Annotated in this window: 10 protein-coding genes and 1 pseudogene; 1 reads left to right on the top strand and 10 read right to left on the bottom strand. The window is 73.8% G+C overall.

The features are described 5' to 3' along the window. Window positions 1-62 precede the first annotated feature (62 nt). From ACQPYE_RS15960 to ACQPYE_RS15925, 8 genes and pseudogenes are all read right to left on the bottom strand, one after another. Window positions 63-4619: pseudogene (locus ACQPYE_RS15960) on the bottom strand (type I polyketide synthase); the annotation flags it as partial. 124 nt (window positions 4620-4743) lie between these two features. Beyond that, window positions 4744-12876 carry a type I polyketide synthase gene (locus ACQPYE_RS15955; RefSeq protein WP_498722058.1) on the bottom strand — a complete coding sequence of 2711 codons (8133 nt, stop codon included), beginning with the start codon at window positions 12874-12876 and terminating at the stop codon, window positions 4744-4746. Window positions 12877-12890: 14 nt separating this feature from the next. Further along, window positions 12891-13781 (bottom strand): 3-hydroxybutyryl-CoA dehydrogenase, encoded by an 891-nt coding sequence (locus tag ACQPYE_RS15950; RefSeq protein WP_498722924.1) that lies wholly within the window; start codon window positions 13779-13781, stop codon window positions 12891-12893. A gap of 80 nt (window positions 13782-13861) precedes the next feature. Beyond that, window positions 13862-14860 carry a 3-oxoacyl-ACP synthase III family protein gene (locus ACQPYE_RS15945; RefSeq protein ID WP_498722057.1) on the bottom strand — a complete coding sequence of 333 codons (999 nt, stop codon included), beginning with the start codon at window positions 14858-14860 and terminating at the stop codon, window positions 13862-13864. 11 nt (window positions 14861-14871) lie between these two features. After that, the gene (locus ACQPYE_RS15940; RefSeq protein WP_498722056.1) at window positions 14872-15069 is read right to left on the bottom strand and encodes an acyl-CoA carboxylase epsilon subunit; all 198 of its coding nucleotides are present in this window, start codon (window positions 15067-15069) and stop codon (window positions 14872-14874) included. Next, the gene (locus ACQPYE_RS15935; protein ID WP_498722923.1) at window positions 15069-16613 is read right to left on the bottom strand and encodes an acyl-CoA carboxylase subunit beta; all 1545 of its coding nucleotides are present in this window, start codon (window positions 16611-16613) and stop codon (window positions 15069-15071) included. Before ACQPYE_RS15935 ends, ACQPYE_RS15940 begins: the two co-directional genes overlap by 1 nt. Before the next feature lie 5 nt (window positions 16614-16618). Beyond that, window positions 16619-17914 (bottom strand): crotonyl-CoA carboxylase/reductase, encoded by a 1296-nt coding sequence (ccrA, locus tag ACQPYE_RS15930; RefSeq protein ID WP_498722055.1) that lies wholly within the window; start codon window positions 17912-17914, stop codon window positions 16619-16621. Between the two features lie 334 nt (window positions 17915-18248). Continuing rightward, on the bottom strand, window positions 18249-19256 hold the full coding sequence (locus ACQPYE_RS15925; RefSeq protein WP_498722054.1) for a zinc-dependent alcohol dehydrogenase family protein: 1008 nt from the start codon (window positions 19254-19256) through the stop codon (window positions 18249-18251). Between the two features lie 78 nt (window positions 19257-19334). Here ACQPYE_RS15925 and ACQPYE_RS15920 point away from each other — a divergent pair, with 78 nt between their 5' ends. Continuing rightward, the gene (locus ACQPYE_RS15920; protein WP_498722053.1) at window positions 19335-19697 is read left to right on the top strand and encodes a winged helix-turn-helix transcriptional regulator; all 363 of its coding nucleotides are present in this window, start codon (window positions 19335-19337) and stop codon (window positions 19695-19697) included. A 52-nt stretch (window positions 19698-19749) separates the two neighbouring features. Here ACQPYE_RS15920 and ACQPYE_RS15915 read toward each other — a convergent pair whose 3' ends face one another. Together ACQPYE_RS15915 and ACQPYE_RS15910 are read right to left on the bottom strand one after the other, a co-directional pair. Continuing rightward, window positions 19750-21627 carry a CBM96 family carbohydrate-binding protein gene (locus ACQPYE_RS15915; RefSeq protein ID WP_498722052.1) on the bottom strand — a complete coding sequence of 626 codons (1878 nt, stop codon included), beginning with the start codon at window positions 21625-21627 and terminating at the stop codon, window positions 19750-19752. A gap of 211 nt (window positions 21628-21838) precedes the next feature. Beyond that, window positions 21839-24199 carry a family 43 glycosylhydrolase gene (locus ACQPYE_RS15910; RefSeq protein WP_498722051.1) on the bottom strand — a complete coding sequence of 787 codons (2361 nt, stop codon included), beginning with the start codon at window positions 24197-24199 and terminating at the stop codon, window positions 21839-21841. Between the last annotated feature and the right edge of the window lie 30 nt (window positions 24200-24229).

The raw sequence follows: 24229 nt of genomic DNA, 5'->3' as shown, positions 1-24229 counted from the left end.
GGTACTCGCGGAGCCTCTGTTCGTCCGACATGGCACTCACTCCTCCTTGCGGTCGCGGCCGGTCAGCCCAGTTCGGTGTCGAGCAGGGCGAAGAGGTCCTCGTCGCTGGTGTCGTCGCCGATGACGGCGGTGGCGGCGGCGGGTGTCGAGGTCAGCTCGGTGAGGAAGTCGTGCAGCCGTCCCACGAGGGCCGCCCGCGCGTGCTCGTCGGGCGCCGCGGCCAGTGCCGCGCGCAGGTTGTTCAGCTGCTCGTCCACGGACACGGTCGGCGCCTGCGGCGTGACCTGCGTGGCGAGGAACTCGGCGACCGCGAGCGGCGTCGGGTGGTCGAACGCCAGCGTGGTGGGCAGCGGCACGCCCGACACGGCGGCGAGCTGGTTGCGCAACGACACGGCGGCCAGGGAGTCGAAACCCATCTCCCGCAACGCCTTGCGCGGCTCGACGGCATCGCCCGAGCCGTGGCCGAGGACGGCGGCGACCTCGGTCAGCACGATCCCGAGGAGGTGCCGTTCCCGCTCGGGATCGGTCATCCCGGCGAGGGCCTCGGCCAGGCTCCCGCCGCCGTCGCCGTCGTCCGCCGCCAGCGCCTTCCCGACCTCGGGCAGGGCGGTGAACAGCGGGCTGGGGCGTGCGGCGGTGTAGGTGGGTGCGAACCGCGTCCAGTCGACGTCGGCCACGACCAGTCCCGCGCCGGCGTGGGTGACCGCGTCGGCCAACGCCGAGACGGCCCGGTCGGCGTCCATCGGGACGAGGCCGAGCCGGGTGAGCCGGTCGCGCCGCTCGACCTCCTCGCCGGTGTCCGCGGCGAGCGCCCAGGGGCCGAACGCGAGGGAGATGCCCTTCCCGCCGCCGCGCCGCACACCGTCGGCGACGGCGTCGAGGTAGGCGCTGGCCGCACCGGCGGCGCCCTGCCCGCCGCTGCCCCAGACGCCCGCGATCGAGGTCAGGACCACGAACGCGTCGAGCGAACCGTCCAGCACGTACCGCGGTGGCAGCAGGTCCGCCGGTGTGATGTCGGTGAGCGGCGTGGTGCCGCCCACCGGCGCGATGTGCACGACGGAGTCGACGGGCAGGGCGAGCGGATCGGGCCACGCGGCCCCGGTCCCCCCGATGCCGGCCGTCCGACGCGGCGCCGGGGGAACCGGCCCCCGCGCGCCGGCTGCCGGGGTCGTCCCGGCTGCCGGCTCCTCCGCGAGCGCGTCGCCCCGCGAGGTCACGGTCACCTCCACGCCGGCCAGTTCCGCCGCGAACGCGGGGGTCGAGCCGTCGGAGGTGACCAGCACCAGGTGCTCGGCGCCCGCGCCGGCCAGCCACCGGGCCACCGGCGCGGCGATCGCCTCGTCGGCCCCGGTCACCAGCACCGTGCCACGCGGTGTCCAGCGGGCGCCCGCCGCCCGGCCCGCCGCGGCCCGCACGAGGCGGCGGGCCAGCACGTCCGTGCCGCGGATCGCGACCTGGTCCTCGTCCCCGGCGTGCTCCAGCACCGCGGGCAGCGCCGCCAACCCCGCCTCGTCGGCCACGTCCACCAGGCCGCCCCACTGGCGGGGCAGCTCCAGCGCGGCCGTCCGGCCCAACGCCCACACCTGGGACTGCACGGGGTCGGCGGCGGGCTCGGCGGGACCGGTCGCGACCGCGCCCCTGGTGGCCACCCACACCGGGGAGTCCCAGTCCAGCACGGCCGCCGCCTGGAGCACCGCCAGCGTTCCGGTCACCCCGGCGCCCGGCCGGCCGTCCAGGGCCAGCAGCGACAGCACGCCGTCGAACGGCTGCCCGTCCACGGTCCGGAGCCGCTCGGCCAGCGCCGCGCCGTCGACCGCCCCCGCGTCCACCACGACCGCGACGGTCCGCAGCCCGCGCGCGGCCAAGGCCTCCACGAACGCCTCCGCGCCGTGGCCGCCGGCCGGCAGCAGCACCAGCCACCGGCGCGCGGTGACCGGCGCCGGCAGCTCGGGCAGCGCGGTCCAGGCGACCTCGTAGCGCCAGGTCTCCGACGCGCCACCGGTCTCGGCGGCCAGCCAGTACCGCTCCCGCTGGAACGGGTAGGTCGGCAGGTCGACGCGCCGCGCGCCGGGCAGCAGCCGGTCCCACCGCACGTCCACACCGCGCACGTGCACCTCGGCCAGCGCGGTCAGCAACGTCCGGGGCTCGTCCTGGTCGCGGCGCAGCGCGGCGGTCAGCCCCACCTCCGGGTCGTCGGCGAGCGTCTCGCGGCCCATGGCGGTCAGCACCGCGTCCGGGCCCAGCTCCAGGAACGTCGTCACGCCCTCACCGCGCAACCACCGCACGCCGTCGGCGAACCTCACCGCCTCGCGGACGTGCCGCACCCAGTAGTCCGGTGAGGTGATCTCCTCGGCCGACACCGCGCCGCCGGTCAGGTTCGACGCGATCGGGATGTCCGGCGCGTGGAAGGCCAGGCCCGCGGCGACCCGTCGGAACTCGTCCAGCATCGGCGCCATCAGGTGCGAGTGGAACGCGTGGCTGACGCGCAGCCGCCGGGTCTTGTGGCCGCGCGCCGCCAGCTCCGCCTCCGCCTCGGCCACCGCGTCGGCGTCACCGGACAGCACGACCGAGCCGGGCGTGTTCACCGCGGCCAGCGCGAGCCGGTCCGACACCAGGTCGGCGGTCTGCTCCTCCGACGCCAGCACGGACACCATCGCGCCACCCGTCGGCAACGCCTGCATCAGCCGGCCGCGCGCGGCGACCAGCGTGCAGGCGTCCGGGAGCGACAGCACGCCCGCGACGTGCGCGGCGACCAGTTCGCCGATGGAGTGGCCCGCCACGAAGTCCGGCACCACGCCCAGGCTCTCCACCAGCCGGTACAGCGCCACCTCGACGGCGAACAGACCGGCCTGGGTGTAGCGGGTCTGGTCGAGCAGGTCGCCGTCGCCGAACACCACCTCGGCCAGCGGCCGGTCCAGGTCGCGGTCCAGCAGCGCGCACACCTCGTCGAACGCGGCGGCGAACACCGGGTGCCCGGCGTGCAGGTCGCGGCCCATGGCCAGGCGTTGGCTGCCCTGTCCGGTGAACAGCACCGCGAGCCCGCCGCCCCGGGTCACCTCGCCGCGCGCCGCGCCGGCCGGGAACGCCGCCAGCCCGGCGCTCAGCTCGTCCCGGGAAGCGGCGAGCACGACGGCCCGGTGGTCGAGGCCGGCGCGCGTGGTGGCCAGCGAGAAGCCCAGGTCGGGCAGGTCCGCGTCGGGCCGGGCGTCGAGGTGGTCGCGCAGCCGTGCCGCCTGCGCCCGCAGCGCTTCCGGGCTCTTGGCCGCGAGTGGGAACGGCACGACCCGCGGTGTCCCCGGCGCCTCCCGCTCCGGCCGGTCCTCGGCGGGCCGGTACTCCTCCAGCACGACGTGCGAGTTGGTGCCGCTGATCCCGAACGACGACACCGCGCCGCGCCTGGGCCGGTCGCCCGCCGGCCAGGGCCGGGACTCGGTCAGCAGCGCCACGCCGCCGGACTCCCAGTCCACGAACGGCGACGGCTCGTCCACGTGCAGGGTGCGCGGCATGACGCCGTGCCGCATCGCCTGGACCACCTTGATGACACCGGCCGCGCCGGCGGCGGCCTGGGTGTGGCCGATGTTCGACTTGACCGAGCCCAGCCACACCGGCTCGGCGCGACCGCGCCCGTAGGTGGCCAGCAGCGCGGAGGCCTCGATCGGGTCGCCGAGCCGGGTGCCGGTGCCGTGCGCCTCGATCAGGTCGATGTCCGCGGTGGACAGGCCGGCGCCCTTGAGCGCGGCCTTGATGACGCGTTCCTGCGCCGGCCCGTTGGGCGCGGTGAGCCCGTTGGACGCCCCGTCCTGGTTGACCGCGGACCCGCGCAGCACGGCGAGCACGTCGTGGCCGAGCCGTTCGGCGTCGGAGAGCCGCTCGACCAGCAGCACGGCCACGCCCTCGGCCCAGCCCGTGCCGTCGGCCGACGCGGCGAACGACTTGCACCGGCCGTCGGGCGACAGGCCGCGCTGGCGGGAGAACTCGACGAACGTCGCCGGCGTGGACATGACCGTGACACCGCCCGCCAGGGCGAGCGAGCACTCCCCCGCCCGCAGCGACTGCGCGGCCAGGTGCAAGGCCACCAGGGACGACGAGCAGGCCGTGTCGATGGTCAGCGACGGGCCTTCCAGCCCGAGGGTGAACGACACCCGGCCGGACAGCACGCTGCCCGCGCCGCCGGTGAGCCGCTGACCCTCGATGCCCTCGGGCAGCTCGGTGATCCCGGTGGCGTAGTCGTGGTACATGAGCCCGGCGAAGACGCCGGTCCGGCTGCCGCGCAGGGACAGCGGGTCGATCCCGGCCCGCTCGACGGCCTCCCACGACGCTTCCAGCAGCAGCCGCTGCTGGGGGTCCATGGCCAGCGCCTCGCGCGGCGAGATCCCGAAGAACGCGGCGTCGAACTCCGCCGCCTCGTACAGGAACCCGCCCTGGTCGGAGGTCGACGTCCCGGTCCGCGCCGGGTCGGGGTCGTAGAGGTGCGCGAGGTCCCAGCCGCGGTCGGTCGGGAACCCGCCGACGCCCTCGGCGCCCGCCTCGACGGCCCGCCACAGGTCCTCCGGCGAGGTGATGCCGCCGGGCAACCGGCAGGTCATCCCGATGATCGCGATCGGTTCACCGGTCGACGCGGCCAGCCTGGCGTTGACCTCCTTCAACCGGGCGATCTCCTTGACCGAGTCGCGCAACGCGGCGACCACGGCTTCGGTGTTCGTCATCCCACTCCCCCACTACTCCGCCGGTCTGCCGGCGGGCTCAGTCCTCGATGCTGGCGCGGGCCAGTCGGATCAGGTCGGCCACGTCCAGCGCGTCGACGTCCGGTCCGTCGACCCGCTCGACGGGCGGGGTGGTGCGCTCCTCGGCCTCGGCCTCGGGGAGCAGTTCGGCGCGCAGGTGCTCGGCGAGCTCGCGCGGTGTCGGGTAGTTGAAGATGACGGTGGGCGACAGCCGCAGGCCCGAGGCCCGGTTGAGCCGGTTGCGCAGCTCCACCGAGGTCAGCGAGTCCAGGCCCAGTTCCTTGAAGCCGCGCCGCACGTCCACGCCCGCCGGGTCCGGGTGGTCGAGCACCTTCGCCACCTCGGCGCGCACCAGGTCCAGCACGGCCTTGACCCGCTCGGTGGCCGACATGCCCGCCAGCCGGTCGCCGAACGCGACGTCCGGCACGGTGCGCTCGACGTGGCGGGGTCGGGCCGGCGCCAGACCGCGCAGCAGCGGCGGCAGGTCCTCGCCCTGGGCGCGCAGCACCGCCTGGTCCACCTTCAGCGGCACGAGCTCCGGGTTGGCCAGCGCCAGCGCGGCGTCGAACAGGGCCAGGCCGTCCGTCGTGGACAGCGCCGACATGCCGATCCGGGCGAGCCGGTTGAGGTGCGCCCCGTCGAGCGTGCCCGCCATGCCCAGCTCCGCCCACGGCGCCCAGGCCAGGGAGGTCGCGGGCAGCCCGGCGGCGGCGCGCTGCCGGGCCAGGGCGTCGAGGAACGAGTTGGCCGCCGCGTAGTTCGCCTGCCCCGCCGCGCCGACCACGCCGGACGCGGAGGAGAACAGCACGAACGCCTTCAGGTCCAGCTCGCGCGTCAGCTCGTGCAGGTGCCACGCGGCGTCGACCTTGGGTCGCAGCACGGTGTCCACCCGCGCCGGGGTCAGCGCCCCGATCGGCGCGTCGTCCAGCACGCCCGCCGCGTGCACCACGGCGGTGAGCGGGTGCTCGGCGGGGACACCGGCGAGCAGTGCCCGCACGCCGTCGCGGTCGGACACGTCGCACGCGACCGTGCGCACGTCCGCGCCGTTGGCGGTCAGCTCGGCGACCAGCACCGGGTCCTGCGGTCGCCGGGAGGCGAGCAGCAGTCGCCGCACGCCGTGCTCGCCCACCAGGTGCCGGGCCACGAGTGCGCCCAGCGCCCCGGTCGCGCCGGTCACCAGGACCGTGCCCTCCGGGTCCCAGGTGCGGTCGGCGGGCCGGCGCACGGCGCCGGCCAGGCGCGGCCGGAGCACGACGTCCCCGCGCAACGCTTGCTGCGGCTCGCCGGAGGACGCGAACGCGGCCACCTCCTCGTCGGTGACGTCCCGGTCGGTGTCCAGCAGCGCGAACCGGCCCGGGTGCTCGGTCTGCGCCGAGCGCACCAGGCCCCACACGGCGGCGTGGGCCAGGTCGACCGCGTCCCCGGTGCCGTCGCGGGTCACCAGCACCAGCGGCGTCTCGTCGTCGCCGGCGAGCCGTTCCCGCACGACGGCCAGCGCCTCGTCCACGGCCGCCCGCACGGCCCGCGGGACGTCACCGGTGGTGGTGGCGAGCCGCCGGACCGCCAGGGGTCCGGTCCGGCGGCCCGACGGGCTCGGCGTCCACGTCACCTCCAGGAGGGCGTCGTCGGCGCGGACGAGCCGGTCCGGCGACACCTCCCGGACGGTCAGCGACTCGACCGACGCCACCGGCGCGCCGTGCTCGTCGGTCAGCAGGATCGACACGGCGTCGTCGCCGACCGGCGCGACGCGCACCCGTGCCGCGGCGACGCCCGCCCGGTGCAGCCGGACCCCGCTCCACGCGAACGGCAGCCGGGTCCGGCCCGGCGCCGGCGGCAGGGCGCCGAGGCCGATCGCGTGCAGCGCGGCGTCCAGCACGACCGGGTGCAGGGCGAAGCGCGCGGCGTCCAGGCCCTCGGTCAGCTCGACCTCGGCGAACACCTCGCGACCGCGCAGGCGGGCCGACCGCAGCGCCTGGAACGCGGGACCGTAGTCGAAGCCGCCCGCGGCCAGGTCGGCGTACCAGCCGGCCAGGTCGACCGGCTCGGCGTCCGCCGGCCAGGCCGTCACCGGCGCGTCCGGCGCGTCCGGCACCGGGCCGAGGGAGCCTTGGGCGTGCCTGGTCCACGGCCCGTCAGCGGAGCGGAAGTGCACTTGGAACGCGCGCGACCCGGCCGCGTCCGGGGCGTCCACGGTGAGCTGCACGTCCACCGCGCCCTGGTCGGGCAGCACCAACGGCGCTTCGAGGGTCAGCTCCTCGATCCCGGCGCAGCCCAGCTCGTCGGCGGCGACCAGGGCGAGGTCGACCATCGCGGCGGCGGGCACCACGACCGTGCCCATGATCGCGTGGTCGGCGAGCCACGGGTGCTCCGCCACGGACAGCTTCGCCGTGTGCACGAGGCCCTCGGTGGCGGCCAGCGGGACGCCCGTGCCGAACAGCGGGTGCCCGGTGGCCCGTTCGCCGCTCCGCGCGGTGAGCCAGAACCGGCGGTGCTCGAACGGGTAGGTGGGCAGTGGGACCGGCTTGGGCCGCGTCGGCTCCAGCAGCGCGGTCCAGTCCACGGGGACACCACGTGCCCAGACCTTGGCCAGGGCGTCGACGAGGGTGGCGGCCTCGGGCTTGTCGCGCCGCAGCGCGGGCACGAAGCCGACCTCGTCGTCGGGCAGGCAGTCCTGCCCCATGCCGGTGAGCACGGCGTCCGGCCCGACCTCCAGGAACGTGGTCGCGCCCGCCTCCCGCAGGGCCCGGACGCCGTCGGCGAACCGGACCGCCTGGCTGACGTGCCGCACCCAGTACTCGGGCGTGCGCATCTCGTCACCGGCGGGCTGCCCGGTGACGTTGGAGACGACCGGCACGGTCGGCTCGTGGTAGGTCAGCCCCTCGGCGACGCGCCGGAAGTCCGCCAGCATCGGGTCCATCAACGGCGAGTGGAACGCGTGGCTCACCCGGAGCCGCCTGCTCTTGGCGAACCGCGCGGCGACCCGCAGGACCGCCTGCTCCTCGCCGGAGAGGACCGTGGACGCCGGTCCGTTGACCGCCGCGATCGCCACGCCGTCCTCCAGCGCGGCGCGGACGTCGGCCTCGGTGGCGAGGACGGAGACCATCGCGCCGCCGGCCGGCAGGGCCTGCATGAGCCGGCCGCGCGCCGCCACGAGCGAGGCCGCGTCCCGCAGGCTCAGCACCCCGGCCACGTGCGCGGCGGCCAGTTCGCCGATGGAGTGGCCCGCCACGAAGTCCGGCGCCACGCCGAGGCTCGCCAGCAGCCGGAACAGCGCCACCTCGAACGCGAACAGCGCGGTCTGCGTGTAGGCGGTGGTGTCCAGGGCGTCCGGGTCGCCGTCGACGACGTCCTTGAGCGGCCGGTCCAGCTCGGCGTCCAGCGCCGCGCACGCCGCGTCGAACGCCGACGCGAACACCGGGAAGCGCTCGCGCAGCTCACGGCCCATGCCGAGCCGCTGGCTGCCCTGCCCGGTGAAGAGCAGGGCGAGCTTGCCGCCGGCGACGCCGTTCGCGACCTCCCGCCCGTCGCGCAGCACCAGCCGGTGCGGCAGGGCGGCGCGCGAGGCCAGGGTGTGGGCGACGTCGACCTGGCGCTGCCCGGGGTGGTCGGCCAGGAACGCGGTCAGCCGCTCTGCCTGTGCCGCGGCGGCGCCCGGCGTGCGGGCGGACACGATGAGCGGGAGGCCCGGGAGGTCGTGGTGCTCGTCCTCCTCCTCGGCAGGCGCCTGCTCCACGATGACGTGCGCGTTGGTCCCGCTGATGCCGAACGACGACACCGCCGCGCGCCGGGGCCGGTCGACCTCGGGCCAGGGCCGCGCGCCGATGAGCAGCTCGACCCGGCCCGCGGTCCAGTCCACCTCGGGCGACGGCTCGTCCACGTGCAGGGTGCGCGGCAGGACGCCGTGCCGCAGGGCCAGCACGGTCTTGATCACGCCCGCGACACCGGCGGCGGCCTGCGTGTGGCCGATGTTCGACTTGACCGAGCCCAGCCACAGCGGCTCCGCGCGGTCCTGGCCGTAGGTGGCCAGCAGCGCCTGCGCCTCGATCGGGTCGCCCAGCCGGGTGCCGGTGCCGTGCGCCTCGACGGCGTCCACGTCGGACGGTCGCAGGCCCGCGTCCATCAAGGCCTGGCGGATGACGCGTTGCTGCGCCGGGCCGTTGGGCGCGGTGAGGCCGTTGGAGGCGCCGTCCTGGTTCACCGCCGTGCCGCGGACGACGCCCAGGATCCGCCGACCGTTGCGGCGGGCGTCGGACAGCCGTTCCAGCAGCACCGTGCTCACGCCCTCGGCCCAGCCGGTGCCGTCCGCCGCCGCGGCGAAGGACTTGCAGCGGCCGTCCGGCGACAGCCCGCGCTGGCGGGAGAACTCGACGAACGTGAACGGCGAGGCCAGCACCGTGACACCGCCCGCGACCGCGAGCGAGCACTCGCCGCCGCGCAGCGCGCGGACCGCCATGTGCAGCGCCACCAACGACGACGAGCACGCCGTGTCGACGCTGACGGCCGGTCCCTCCAGGCCCAGGGTGTAGGCGACGCGGCCGGAGACGACGCTGCCCGCGCCGCCGGTCATCCGGAAGCCCTCCAGGCCGGCGGCGGCGTTGCCCGTGCCGTAGTCGTGGTACATCACGCCCGCGAACACGCCGGTGTCGCTGCCGCGCAACGACTCCGGGTCGATGCCCGCGCTCTCGAACACCTCCCAGGAGGTCTCCAGGAACAGCCGTTGCTGCGGGTCCATCGCCAGCGCCTCGCGCGGGGAGATGCCGAAGAAGTCGGCGTCGAAACCGGCGGCGTCGGCGAGGAAGCCGCCGTGCCGGGTGTAGGAGGTGCCGAGGCGTTCCGGGTCGGGGTCGTGCAGGGTGGCGAGGTCCCAGCCGCGGTCGGTCGGGAACGTGCCGATGGCGTCACCGCCCTCGTCCAGCAGCCGCCAGAAGTCCTCGGGGCTGTCGATGCCGCCGGGGAGGCGGACGCTCATGCCGACGATGGCGATCGGGTCGTCCTGGTCGGCGGTCGCGGTCTGGCGGAGGGGCGCCCCTTCCGGCTCCGCGCGCAGGAACCGCGTCACCGCGTCGGCGGTCGGGTGGTCGAACACCAGGGTGGTGGGCACCCGGACGCCGGTCGCCGCGGTGAGCCGGTCGCCCAGCTCCACGCCCATCACCGAGTCGAAGCCCAGCGCCTGGAACGTGCGGCCGAACTCGACCGACGCCGGGTCGGCGCCGAGGACCTTGGCGATCTCGTTGCGCACCAGGGTCTCGACGTCCTCGACCGCGGTCGTGCGGGTCGGGCTGTCGGTGGTGCGGGCAGGCCCGTCGGTCGTGTGGGTTGGCCCATCGGCGGTGAGGGTCGGCTCGGCGGAGGTGCGGGTCGGCTCGGCGGAGGTCTCGCCGAGCCAGTGCCTGCTCCGCTGGAACGGGTAGGTGGGCAGCGTGACGCGGCGGCCGGGCGTGAACGCCGTCCAGTCGACGCGCGTGCCGCGGACGTGGAGGTCGCCGAGGGCGTTGAGCACGGCGTCGGTCTCGGACCGGTTGGCCCGCGCGGTCGCCACGAACGCCGAGTCGGACCGCCGCACGCAGTCCCGGCCCATCACCGCGAGCACGGCCTTGGGGCCGACCTCCAGGAACGTCCGGACACCCCGGTCCTCCAGGCACCGGATCCCGTCGAGGAACCGGACGGCCTCGCGGGCGTGCCGCACCCAGTAGTCGGCGGTGGTGATCTCCGCACCCGGCACCCCGCCGGTCAGGTTGGACACGACCGGGATGCGCGGCGGGTGGAAGGTCAGGCTCTCGGCGACGCGGCGGAAGTCGGCCAGCACCGGGTCCATCAGGTGCGAGTGGAAGGCGTGGCTGACGTTGAGCCTGCGGACCTTCTCGAACTTCGCGGCGACCGCCGACACCGCGGCCTCGTCACCGGAGACGACGGTGGAGACGGGGCCGTTGACGGCGGCGATCGTCACGCCGTCCTCCAGCGCGGCGCGCACCTCGTCCTCGGTGGCTTGGACGGAGACCATCGCGCCGCCGGTCGGCAGGGCCTGCATCAGCGTGCCCCGGGCGGTGACGAGTGCGGTGGCGTCGGCGAGGTTCAGCACACCGGCGACGTGCGCGGCGGCGAGTTCACCGATCGAGTGACCCATCACGAAGTCGGGGGTGACGCCGTGGTGCTCCAGGAACCGGAACAGGGCGACCTCGAACGCGAACAGCGCGGCCTGGGTGAACTTCGTCCGTGCGAGCAGTTCGTCGTCTTCGCCGAACACGACGTCCCGCAACGGCCGGCCGAGGTCGAACCCGGCGCACACGGCGTCGAACGCTTCGGCGAACACGGGGAACCGCGCGTGCAGCGCCTGCCCCATCCCGGCCCACTGGCTGCCCTGGCCGGTGAACAGCACGGCCAACCCACCGTCGACCACCGGCCCGCGCCCGGTGGCGTCGAACCCGCGCAGCCCGTCCAGCCCGGTGACCCACTCGACCGCGCGGTACTCGAAGTGCGTGCGGGTGGTAGCGAGCGAGTGCGCCACGTTCGCCACCGACTCACCGACGCCCGCGACCCGCTCCGCTTGCGCCGCCAACGCATCCCGCGTCCGGCCGGACAACAACACGGGCACCGGCCACTGAACCGCCTCGGCTCCCGCTCCCGCCTCGGCTCCCGCCTCGGCTCCCGCCTTGGCTCCCGCCCTCGCTTCCGTCCCGGCCGCCGACTCGCGCCGCTCACCGGCCTCACCGTCCTCGACGGACTCGGCCAGCTTGCCCGCCCCGTCACCCCACGCCGACAGCACGACGTGCGCATTCGTGCCACCCATGCCGAACGAGCTGACCCCGGCCGTGACCAGGCCCTCCAGCGGCAGCACCCGGTCGTTCACCCGGAGCCGCAGCTCCGCCAACGGGATCGCGGGGTTGGGCGTGGCGAAGTTGAGGCTCGGCGCCAACTCCCGCTCCCGCAGGCACAACACCGCCTTGATGAGCCCGGCGATCCCCGCCGCCCCTTCGAGGTGGCCGATGTTGGTCTTCGCCGACCCGACCGGCAACGCCTCGCCCCGCCCGACACCGAACACCGCACCCAGCGCCGCCGCCTCGACCGGATCGCCGACCGGCGTGCCGGTCCCGTGCAGCTCGACGAACGCCACCGACCCCGGATCCACCCCGGCCCGCGCGTACGCGCTGCGCAACACCCGCTCCTGCCCCTCACGCGAGGGCGCGGTGAGCGTCGTCCCGCCACCGTCGTTGTTCACCGCGCCGCCGAGCAGCACGGCGTGGACGCGGTCACCGTCACGGATCGCGTCCGCCAGCGGCTTGAGCACGACGACACCACCACCCTCGCCGCGCACGTAGCCGTTCGCGCGGGCGTCGAAGGTGTAGCTGCGCCCGTCGGCGGACAGCGCCCCGAACTTCCGGTTCACCTCGAAGGTGTCCGGGTGCAGGTTGAGGTTCACGCCGCCGGCCAGCGCGACCGTCACCTCACCGCGCCGCAGCGCCTCGGCCGCGAGGTGCACGGCGACCAGCGACGACGACTGGCCGGTGTCGACGACCATCGACGGCCCGTCCAACCCCAGCAGGTACGAGACCCGGTTGGCGATCATCCCCCGGCTGCCGCCGGTGGCGGTGTGCTGGGTGATCTCGCCGGCCAGGCGCGAGTAGTCGTCCCAGATCGCACCGAGGTAGACCCCGACACCGGAGCCCGCGTCGGTCGAGTCCGGTCGGGCCGGGAGCGGGTGGCCTTCGTCTGCCCCGTTGCCGCGTCCGTCATTAACGGCATGCTTTGAGAGGCCTGTTTGGTTGTCATTTCGGCCATTCGTCACCCGGTCGTGCGATGGGCGGCGGGTGCCGGGGGGTACGAGGCCGGCGTCTTCCAGGGCTTCCCAGGCCAGCTCGAGCGCCAGGCGCTGTTGGGGGTCCACCGAGGCGGCTTCGCGGGGGGAGATGCCGAAGAACGCCGCGTCGAACCCGTCGACCCGGTCCAGGAAACCACCGCGCACCGACAGCGGCAGTCCCCGGTCGGCGGGTGGGGCACCGATCGCGTCCCCGCCGGAGCGCAGCAGTCGCCAGTACTCGTCCGGGTCGGCCGCGCCGGGGAAGCGGCACGCGAGCCCGATGACGGCGACGGCGTCATCGGGGAAGTCGGCGGGCAGGTCCGCCGGCAGGCCCGGGAAGGGGTCCGCGTTGCTCATCGTTCCTCCACCCGTCACGGCTGGTAGATGTGGAAACCGCGGCCGGTCTTGCGGCCGAGCAGGCCGGCGTCGACCATGCGCAGCAACAGGTGCGGTGGGCTGTAGTGGGGTTCGCGGAACTCGCCGTACATCGCGGCCGAGATGGCGGAGACCGTGTCGAGCCCGATCAGGTCGGCCAGCGCCAGCGGGCCCATGGGGTGCGCGCAGCCGAGCGTCATCGCCTTGTCGACGTCCTCGGCGGAGGAGAAGCCGCTCTCCACCATGCGGATCCCGGCCAGCAGGTACGGGATCAGCAGGGCGTTGACGATGAACCCGGCCCGGTCTCCGGAGCGCACGGGTTGCTTGCGCAGGGTCCCGGCGACGAAGGCCTCGGTGCGGGCGTACACGTCGGGGTCGGTGAGCAGCGAGCCGATCAGCTCCACCAGCGGCATGGCGGGCACCGGGTTGAAGAAGTGCACGCCGATGACGTGGTCGGGTCGTGAGCTGACCTTGGCCAGCCGCGAGATCGGGATGGACGACGTGGTCGACGCGAGGATCGCGTCGGGCGCCTCGACGGCCGCGTCGATGTGGCGGAACACCGAGAGCTTGGCGTCCTCGTCCTCGGTGGTGGCCTCCACGACGAGCTGCCGGTCGGCGAGGTCGGCGAGGTCCGTGGTGAACACGACGGCGGACAGCGCCGCGTCGCGCTCGGCCTCGGTGATCTTCTCCTTGTGCACGGCCTTGGCCAACGACCTGGTCAGCCTCGCGCGGCCGGCTGCCTCGGACGCGGGTCGGGACACCACGACCAGGACGTCGAGCCCGGCGCGGGCGGCGACCTCGACGATGCCCGCGCCCATGGTGCCGCAGCCGACGACGCCCATCTTCTTGATCTCGCCCGTCACAACCACGTCACCGGTCACGGCCATCTCACCCGTCACGGCCATCTCACCCGTCATGACCATCTCGACCGCCACGCCCGTCTCACCCATCTCGACTGTCGCGCCCATCAGGAGGCCCACCTCATCAAGCAGGATCCGATCGCCATGCCGCCGCCGAACCCGGCGAGCAGCACCAGCTGGCCGGGCGCCAGCTGGCCGGTGCGGTTGGCTTCGTCGAGCGCGACGGCGACCGACGCGCTGCCCGTGTTGCCGTACTTCTCGACCGTGCGGTGCGTGGTGGCGGAGGTGAGGCCGCACAGCCGCACGAGGTCGTCGATCATCACGCCGTTGGCCTGGTGCGGCACGAAGTGGTGCACGTCGGCGAGGTCGACGCCCGCTCGGTGCGCGAGGCCGGCCAGCGCGGGCGGCACTTCGCGTTCGACGAACTCCCGGACCTTGCGGCCCTCCATGCGGAAGTAGTGGCTGCCGTCGGCGATGGTCTCGGCGGAGGCGGGGAGCCTGCTGCCGCCCGCTTCGACGCGGATCAGGCCGTGCTCGTCGCCGCGGCTGGCGAGGTCGAACCCGATGATGCCGCCACCGCCGTCGGCGGTCGGTCCGACGACGGCCGCGCCCGCGCCGTCGGCGAACAGGATGGCGGTGCGCCGGTCGGAGTGGTCGAGGATGCGGGAGTACACGTCGGCGGCGACGACCAGGGCGTGCGCGCCGGGTTTCTGCGTCACCAGGCTGTGCGCCAGGGCGAGCGCGTAGACGAATCCGCTGCACACGACGTTCACGTCGAGGCAGGCCGCCCGGTACGCGCCGAGGGCGTGCTGGACGACGTACGCGGTGGGTGGTTGCGGGTGGTCGCCGGTGGAGGTGGAGACGATCAGGTAGTCGACCCGGTCCACGTCGAGCCCGGCCTGCTCCAGCGCCGCGGTGGCCGCGTGCACGGCGAGGTCGGAGGTGGCTTCGCCGGGTGCGGCGAAGCGGCGGGTGCGGATGTGGGTCTTGCGTTCGATCCACTCCGGGGTGACGCCGACCCGCTCCGCGATCTCGGCGTTGCCGATCTCCTCCTTGGGCAGGTACGAGCCTGTCCCGAGGATCCCGACGGGCTGTCTGCGGTGCACGTGTCCACTCCTCACGAGCGCCAGGACCCGGCCGGGTGGAACCGCACTGGGGGAATGCGGTTCCACCCCGCTCGGGGGCGTTCCGGAGGGCCGGCGCTCCGCCGCGCGCCCGCCGCGAGGGCGAGCACGACGGCGGTGAGCGCCGCGAGTTCCCGGTCGTCTGGGACTCCGCCCCGGATCACCTGGATGGATGTCTGTCGCGCGGTCATCAGACCGGCGGGTTTCCGTGCTTGCGGGACGGGAGGTCCGCGTGCTTGCCACGCAGCATGTCCAGTGCCCTGATCAGCGTGAGCCGGGTGTGCCTCGGGTCGATCACGTCGTCGACCAGGCCGCGCTCGGCCGCGTAGTAGGGGTGGAGCAGCTCGCTCCGGTATTCCTTGATCTTCTGGGCGCGCATCGCGGCGGGGTCGTCGGCGGCGGCGATCTCGCGGCGGAAGATGACGTTGGCCGCGCCTTCGGCGCCCATGACGGCGATCTCGTTGGTGGGCCAGGCGAGGGAGATGTCGGCACCGATGGAGCGGGAGTCCATGACGATGTAGGCGCCGCCGTAGGCCTTGCGGAGGATGAGCTGGACGCGGGGCACGGTGGCGTTGCAGTAGGCGTAGAGGAGCTTGGCGCCGTGCCGGATGATGCCGCCGTGCTCCTGGGCGACGCCGGGCAGGAAACCGGGCACGTCGACCAGGGTCACCAGCGGGATGTTGAACGCGTCGCACATCTGGACGAACCGCGCGGCCTTCTCGCTGGCGTGGATGTCCAGGACGCCGGCGAGGACGGCGGGCTGGTTGGCGATGACGCCCGTGACGTGGCCGTCGAGGCGGATCAGGGCGCACAGGATGTTGCCGGCCCAGGTGGGGCTAATCTCGAAGTACTCGCCGCCGTCGGCGATCTCGGCGATGACGGCGCGCATGTCGTAGGACTGCTGCGGGTCGGAGGGGACGAGGTCGAGCAGCGCGTCGGTCGTCCGGTCGGCGGGGTCGCCGGAGTGGGCGGTGGGCGGCAGCTCGCGGTTGTTGGCCGGCAGCAGGGAGAGCAGGTAGCGCACGTCGGCGAGGCAGCTCTCCTCGTCGTCGTAGGCGAAGGTGGCCACGCCGGAGACGGCGGCGTGCACGTCGGCGCCGCCGAGCCCGTTCATGTCGATCTGCTCGCCGGTGACGGCCTGGACGACGTCCGGTCCGGTGATGAACATCTGCGAGGTGTCGCGGACCATGAAGACGAAGTCGGTCAGGGCCGGCGAGTAGGCGGCGCCGCCGGCGCACGGTCCGAGCATGACGGAGATCTGCGGGATGACGCCGGAGTTGCGGCTGTGGCGCCGGAAGATGCCGCCGTAGCCGGCGAGGGCGGTGACGCCTTCCTGGATGCGGGCGCCCGCGCCGTCGTTGAGGCCGACCAGCGGTGCGCCCGCGGCGGCGGCGAGGTCCATGACCTTGTGGATCTTCTCGGCGTGCGCTTCGCCGAGCGCGCCGCCGAAGACGCGGAAGTCGTGGGCGTACACGAAGACCGTGCGGCCTTCGACGACGCCCCAGCCGGTGACGACGCCGTCGCTGTGCGGTTTGCGGTCCTCCATGCCGAACCCGACCGCGCGGTGCCTGCGGAACGGTTCGATCTCGTGGAAGGAGCCTTCGTCCACGAGGAGCGCGATCCGCTCGTGCGCGGTGAGCTTGCCCTTGTCGTGCTGACGGCGGGTGGCGGAGGGGTCGGTGCCCTGGTGCACCGACTCGCGCAGCGCGGTGAGCTCGTCGACCCGCTCCCGCATGCTCGTCACGGCGTCACCCGCAGGAGGTTGAGGCGGTCTTCCCCGATGCGTGCCCGCAGGTCGGGGTCGGTCACGCCGAGACCGGGTTCCGGCGCCAGGCACAGCACGCCGACCTTGCCGACGTGCTCGTTGTTCTGGACCAGGCGGGCGGCTTCGCCGACGTCTTCCAGGGGGTAGACGGCCGACAGCACGGGCACGATGTGGCCGAGCTGGAACAGCCGGTTGCACTCCCACTGCTCCTGGAGGTTCGCCGCGTGGCTGCCGATGATCCGCTTGAGGTTCATCCACAGGTAGCGGTTGTCGAATTCGTGCTGGTACCCGGTGCTCGATCCGCAGGTGACCACGGTGCCGCCCTTGCGGACGACGAAAACGGAGATCCCGAACGTGGCGCGCCCGATGTAGTCGAATGCGATGTGGGGGTCTTCGCCGACTTCCCGGCGGATGGCCCGGCCGAGGACCTTGCCCATTTCGATGGCGTGCTGCCCGTCGCGGGGTGTGGTGAGGCCTATTTCGGCGCGGTTGATGACGACGTCGCAGCCGAGTGCGCGCGCGACCTCCGCCTTGGCCTCGGAGCCGACGACGCCGACCGGGATGCCGCCGCCGTTCTTGACCAGTTGCACGGCGTTCGCGCCGAGACCGCCGGTGGCGCCCCAGATGAGCACGACGTCGCCCTGCTTGACGCGGGCGCCCTTGTCGCTGACGAGCATCCGGTAGGCGGTGCTCGCGCACAGCGGCGCGGACGCCGCCTCTTCCCACGTGAGGTGGGCGGGTTTGACCAGCAGTTGGCTGGCGCGCACCACCGCGTAGTGGGCGAGGCCGCCGAAGTTGGTCTCGAAGCCCCAGATGCGCTGGTCGGCGCCGAGCATGCCGTCCGCGTGCGTGGCGGGCTGCTGGTCGTCGACCTGCACGCAGCTCACCACGACGTGGTCGCCCGGTTTCCAGTGCCGGACGCCGTCGCCGACCCGCACGACCACGCCGGAGGCGTCGGAGCCGAGCACGTGGTACGGCAGGTCGTGCCGCGCCGCGTACCCGCCCTGCTTGCCGAACTTCCGCAGGAATTCGAAGGTCGAGACCGGTTCGAAGGTCGCCGACCACACCGTGTTGTAGTTGATCGAACTGGCCATCACCGCAACGAGCACCTCGTCGGGGGCGATCTCGGGCATGGGCACCCGACCGACCCTGAGCGATTTCCGGACGTCTTTGTCCTGAGCGACACCGAACATCTCCGCGTCGTCGGCGACGACGTGCGCGGCGAGGTATTCGGTGGGAGGCGCCGAGGCGGTGATGGAATTCAATTCCATCCCACCAGCCATGGCGCAAAGCTACGACCGGCCGGTGAACAGGGCCAACCCCTAGGGCTCCCCTAGCCCCGACCCCCGCGAGCGGCCGGTCGGGCGCCGTGACCGGGGTCCGACTCCGGCCGGGCTAGAGGCGACCGACCGAGCGGCCGGTCGCCTTGGGCCTGGTCACCGGGAATGTCATCCGGCCGACACGGGACGTGAGCGGCCCGTTACCGAGGAGGCACAGGGGTCGGGTCCGCCGGGGTGGTCTTCGGGACTTCGCAAGGGCGTGCCGGCGACCTCCGGCGCACGTGCGAAAACCGCTGTGACCTGGGTCTCAAGTTCGGCGACACTGTTACGCCGACCGCGCCGGAGCCCGGTCCCGGACCGTCACGACGATCTTGCCCGCCCCCGTTCCGCCCTCCAGGTGGCGGTGGGCCTCGACGACGTCGTCGAGGTCGAACACCCGGTCGACCGCGGGCCGCAGCACGCCGGTGCGGACGCCGGCGGCCAGGAACGCGGCGACGCGCCTGGTGGTGTCCGGGTCGACCATGTCCGCGAACGCCATGTAGCGGTGGATGGTCAGCGAGGGGTTCAGCGGGAACGACGCGGGCCTCGGGTCCTGCCACCCCACGGTGGCCAGCGTGCCGCCGGGTTTGGCGGCGAGGGACAGCTCGGCCAGGCCGGGGCCCATGACGGCGTCCAGGACGATGTCGGCGCCCGCTCCACCGGTGTGCCGCCGGGTGGCCTCGGCCACGTCCTCGCGGTCGGTGGCGATCACGGCGGCGGCGCCCGCGGCGAGCAGGGCCTCCTGCTTCGCGGTGTGCCGGGTGACCGCGATGGGCACGGCGCCGAGTTGGTTGGCGACCTGGATCGCGGCGCGGCCGACACCGCCCGACGCCGCGGTGATCAGGACGTGGTCGCCGGGTCGCATCCCGGACTTCCCGACGAGCGCGCCGTACGCGGTGAAGTGCGCCACCCAGAGCGCCGCCGCGCCGAGGACGTCCAGACCGGCGGGCCGGGGCACCACCCGGTTCGCCGGCAGGACGAGGTGCTCGGCGTAGGCGCCGTTGGTCTCGAAGTCGGGGACGGCGGCGAGGATGACCGGGTCGCCGACCGCGAGCCCGGTGACGCCGGGACCGAGCGCGTCGATGACGCCGGTCCCCTCGACGCCCAGCCGGGCGCGCGGCAGCCGCACGGGTCGCGGCGCCTCGCCGGCGCGCACCATCCGGTCGAGCGGGTTGACGGCGAACGCCTCGATCCGGACCCGCACCTCGCCCGCCGCGGGCTCGACGGCCGGCTCCTCGACGACGCGCAGCACTTCCGGACCGCCGGTCTGGTCGAACACGACTACTCGTGGCATGGGTGGCTCCTTCAGCTCCCGGTGGGTTCGGGAAGAACGCTAAGGAGCCGATAGGCACCCGCTGGTAACTTTCGACCTGTGCACAACGACGCCGGCGGGCAGGTCTTCCTCTCCGACTGCCCCACCCGCCTGGCGGTCGAGATCCTCGCCGAGAAGTGGGCGGTGATCGTGCTGTTCGCGCTCAGCCTGGAACCGCGGCGACCCGGTGACCTGGCCGAGCTCATCGGCGGCATCTCCCGGAAGGTCCTCACCCAGACGTTGCGCCGGCTCCAGGCTTACGGCCTGGTCGAGCGGCGCGCGTACGCCGAGGCGCCCCCGCGCGTCGAGTACCGCCTGACCGAACTCGGCGGCACGCTGGTCGAGCCGATCAAGGTGCTCACCGACTGGGCGCGGGACAACGGCGGGGCGATCGTCGACTTCCAGGAGGACGACCGGCCCTGACCCCAGACCGCCGAACCCCTCCCCGTCGCGGGACGGGGAGGGGCCGGGTGGGTCAGGCGACGCCGAAGGAGTACGTGGCGTCGTGGTCGCCGACGCTCCCGTCGGGCCGGACCGGGTAGACGCTCAGGCTGTACCAGCCGGGGCCGGGCGGCGTCCAGGTGATGGTCGCGGTGCCGTCGGGGCCGGCCGCGACCTCGGTGTGCGGCTCCAGCCAGTCGAAGGAGTACCGGTACGCGGCGACCCCCGACCAGGTCGGCGGTGGCGTGAAGGTGAACGTGCCCGGCACGCCCTCCCCGCCGTGCGGGTTGCCGTCGGAGGGGTAGGCCTCCGAGGTGACGCCCGGCCACGGCGGGAAGCTCAGCGACCAGGACGTCTGGTCCGACGTCCAGCCGTTGTCGCTGCGGCTGCGCACGGCCACCCGGTGGCCGTTCTCCCGGTCGGCGCGGAACGTGACGGTCGCCGTGCCGTCCGGGCCGGCCTGGACGACGCGCTGCTCCTGCCCGTCGAACTCGTAGGTGAAGTCGACCGTGCGGTCGGCGACGTCCGCGTGCGGCGTGAACCTCAGCGTGACGTCGTGGCCGAACCGGGGCGGCTCGCCGACGACGGACACCTCGGGGTAGCTGCTGGGCACGAACATCTGGACCGGGAGCGGCTCGGAGTCGAGGCCGGCCACGTCGACGGTCCTGACCCGCAGCCTCTGCAATCCCGAGCCGGGCGGGGTGAGGTTCACCGTGGCCGTGCCGCCGGGCCGGTCGGCCCGGACGGTGTTCCCGCCGGCGAACCGGTCGGGGCAGATCAGCCTGTTCAGCTCGCCGTGGGTGCAGCCGGACACGGAGAACTCGCCCCAGGTCCACTCGAAGCCGGCGACGTCCTCGTTGCCACCGCCGTCGAAGGTGAACACGCCCTGCTCGCCCACCGGCGCCCACCCGGACTCGTCGAGCGGGTAGTTGGCGGAGGTCACCGCGGGCGTGGGCGGTGCGGTGCCGTCGACGGTGAAGTGGCACGGCTCGGACCACTGCGAGGTGTCCACGCCGTCCGTGGCGCGGGCTTGCCACGAGTACGTGCGTCCGTCGGTGAGCAGGCCCGCCCAGAACTCCGACCGCGCCACCCGGTCGGTCCCGATGTGCTGCGCGCGCTGCTCGGTCCGGGTCGCCGGGTCGTCCTGCGGCCACAGCGCGAAGTCGACCGCGCCCCCGAAACCCCGCTGGTCGTCCGGGTCGGGGTCGGCGGGCAGGGCCTCCAGCACGACGAAGTGCCGGTTCAACGTCGGGTACGGGGCGGTGGTGGCGCACGCCAGCCCACCGTTGTAGCGGTGCTGCTCCACGATGGACGGAGCCCGGTTGTGCCGCACGGTCAGCGAGGCCCCGTGGTACCCGTCGAGCGTGCGGCCGTAGGTGACGTCGCGCTCGAACTGCCTGGGCACCGCGATCTCGAGCGTGACCCGGGACCTGCCCCGGCTCAGCGCGTCGCGCACGACCGCCGCCACGTCGAACGAGGGGTAGCCGACGCAGAGGCCGGTGGCGGTGAAGTCGGCCACCCAGCGCCTGCGCTCCGGCGCGTCCGCCCACGTCGGGTTCGCGGTGGCGGTCTTCGTCTCCCACACCTCGATCGCGCGCTTGGCGCAGTCGGCCACCGCGCCCTCCCGCAGGTTCAGGGTCGCGGCGCTGACCACCGCGCCCGCGAGCGCGGCGACGTCGAACGTCAGGTAGACGCGCGACACGTGCGGCCGGCCGTCCGGCTTCGACGCGCCCAGCGGCACGTTCTGGCCGGCCCACGGGAACGCGGTGTGCGGCGCGGCGGAGTCCGTGTGCGCGGCCAGCACCGGGCTGAGCCGGGTGTGGTGAGGCGCGGCGGTCGCGGTCCCCGGCAGCGCGGTGAGCGCGACGGCGACGGCCCCGCAGAGCGCGAGCAGCGATCTTCGCTTCGACATGGTCCCCCCTGTGTCATGACGGCCGGCCCCGTTCGGGCCGACCGCAGGACATCTTCGCGCACACCGCCGTTGCGGCCAGGGCATTTTCGCCGATCACCGCCGGCCGGACCGTCGAGGGGCGACCGCTCGACCAGGCGGTGCGGTGCCGCCGGTGGAGGGCGGACAGGGGCCGGGGGCGGCCCGGGAGTTTCCGGGCCGCCCCCGGCTCGGGTCAGCGGCAGGTGCGTGCTTCGTAGGGGATGGCGACGTCGGTCGACACCTGGCGCCCGTCGACCGTCGCCGTGGCGGTGGCGGTCGCCGTGCCCGCGGTGATGGTCGACTTGCGGGTGTTGAACGGGTGGGAGCGGGTCTTGCCCGGCCGGACGTCGTCGAACGACTTGACGCCGTAGGGCGTTTCGACGTCGATGTCGACGGGGACGGACTCGTTGTTGGTGACGTGCACGGTGAGCTTGACGTGCGGGCCGGCGCAGCGGGTGTCGGCCTCGGCCGCGACCTCCAGCGCCGGCTTGGCGAACTGCCAGCTGTCGACCTCGACGAGGTCCTTGCCGTCGGGGCCGGCGAAGGTGAAGTACACGTCGTGGACGCCGGTCACGCCGTCGAGGCCGGCCTCGACGTCGGTCCACTCCCCGACCGGCGCGTCGACCGGGATGGTGGCGACGACCGGGCCGGTGCGGTCGTCCAGGCGGACCTGGATGGTCGTGCCCGGGGTGAGCGGCTTGACGCGGGCCGACACGCCGGTGGCCCCGGTGCCGAAGTCGGCGGAGGACAGCGAGGTCCAGTCACCGTTGTCGACGTCGTGCAGGGCCAGTTGCGGCACGTCGTTCGGCGCGGTGAGGCGCTTGGTGGCCAGGCCCTGCTGCCAGGCGATGGTCTCCGCTTCGACGGTCCGGTAGGGGTCGAGGTGGCGGATCTGCTCGACGCCGTCGAAGGTGCCCAGCACCTCCTTGACGGTGCCGTCGGCGTTGAACTCCAGCTTCGCGATGTGCGGGCTGCGGAAGCCCTGGGTCGCGCCGCCGGTGATGCGGCGGTTCAGCGTCTGGGCGTGGTAGGTGAAGTAGTGCTCACCGCCGAGCTCGAAGACGGACTGGTGGTTGTTGCCGCCGGCGCCGAAGTAGACGCCGGGGTTCTTGAAGATGACGCCGGCGTAGTTCGCCGGGGTCCACGGCCCCATGGGGTCGTCGGCCACGAGGTAGGCGATGGCGCCGGTCGGCGGGCCGTTCGGGTCGATCGGGCCGCCGAAGCCGAAGTTGGACGAGTAGGAGTAGTAGTACTTGCCGTCGCGCTTGAACACGTGACCGGCCTCGAACATCAACGGCGCGTCGATGGTCTCGGCCGAGCCCTCGGTGCTGATCATGTCGGCGCCGAGCTTGATGACGCGGGTGGACTTGGGGTGGTTGGTGTTCTCGGCGGAGTTGGAGCCGTCGTTGCCGCCGCCACCGAAGTAGAGGTAGCCCTGGCCGTCGTCGTCCACGAACACGCCCGGGTCGAACAGCCAGTTGCGGCCGTCGGAAGCGCCCGGCGTCTGGCTGGTGACGAGCAGGCTGCCGCGCTCGTCGCGCCACGGCCCCAGGGGCGAGTCGCCGACCAGGACACCGGTCGCGGCCCCGTTGTTGGCGAAGTACAGGAAGAACTGCTCCTTCCCGTCCACGACGCGGCTCTCGACGGCCGGCGCCCACGACTGCGAGGCGTACTTCGCCAGGCCGTTGGGCCCGGCGACCGGGATCTCGCCGTGGTCGGTCCAGTTGACCAGGTCGTCGGAGGAGATGACGGTGATGGTGTTGATCCCGCCGTAGGTGTTGGTCGGCGAGGTCCCGTCGGGTCCGGGCTGGTAGACCTGGGTGTCGTTGGTCATGTAGAGGTACACCCGGCCGTCGTGGACGAAGGCGTTGCCGTCCGCGCCGAACTTGTGCGAGATCAGCGGGTTGCCCTCGCCGGGGTTCTTGCCCAGCACCTCGATGGTGGTCGACGGGGTGAACTCGCGCAGGGTGACGTCGTCCACCGCGAAGTCCATCAGGTGGACCGCCGGCGCCGCCGCCGGGTCCGCCGTCCACGGCGTCTCCACGAAGATCCGCGGTGTCGCGACGCCCTGCGCGGCCGGGATGGTGAAGGTGCCCTGGAGCAGGCCCCACTGCCCGCGCGGCGTCGTGCCGGTGCCGAGGTTGGTGTAGGTGGAGCCGCCGTAGTGCATGGTCACGAAGAACTGCTTGGTGGCCGGGCTGTCCGGGTTGTCGTACTTCACCCGCGCGGTGACGGTGTAGGTCTTGCCTGCCTGGACCTTGCCGGCCAGGTCCTGCGCCGGGCCCGAGCCGGTCGTCCTCCGGTTGGTCACCCGCACCGCGCCGGCGCCGCTGTGGGCGTCGGCGGTGGGCGCGAGGACGGCGCCGTCGGTGGCGTTGCCGCTGTTGGCGGTCCAGCCGGTCAGGCCGTCCTCGAAACCGGGGTTGGTGATGAGGTTCGGCTCGGCGGCGGTCGCCACCGGGGTGGCCGCGAGGCCGGCGGCGAACAGGGCGCCGACGGCGGCGAGGACGGCGGCTCTTCGCCGCCCCGACCGCTGCGGACGTGGTCGATCCACGGGGTTCTCCTTGTGCTGTGCGATTCGGCG

This window comes from Actinosynnema sp. CA-299493, from assembly GCF_050946825.1.
Lineage (GTDB): Bacteria > Actinomycetota > Actinomycetes > Mycobacteriales > Pseudonocardiaceae > Actinosynnema.
This window is presented reverse-complemented; position numbering and strand designations above follow the sequence as displayed.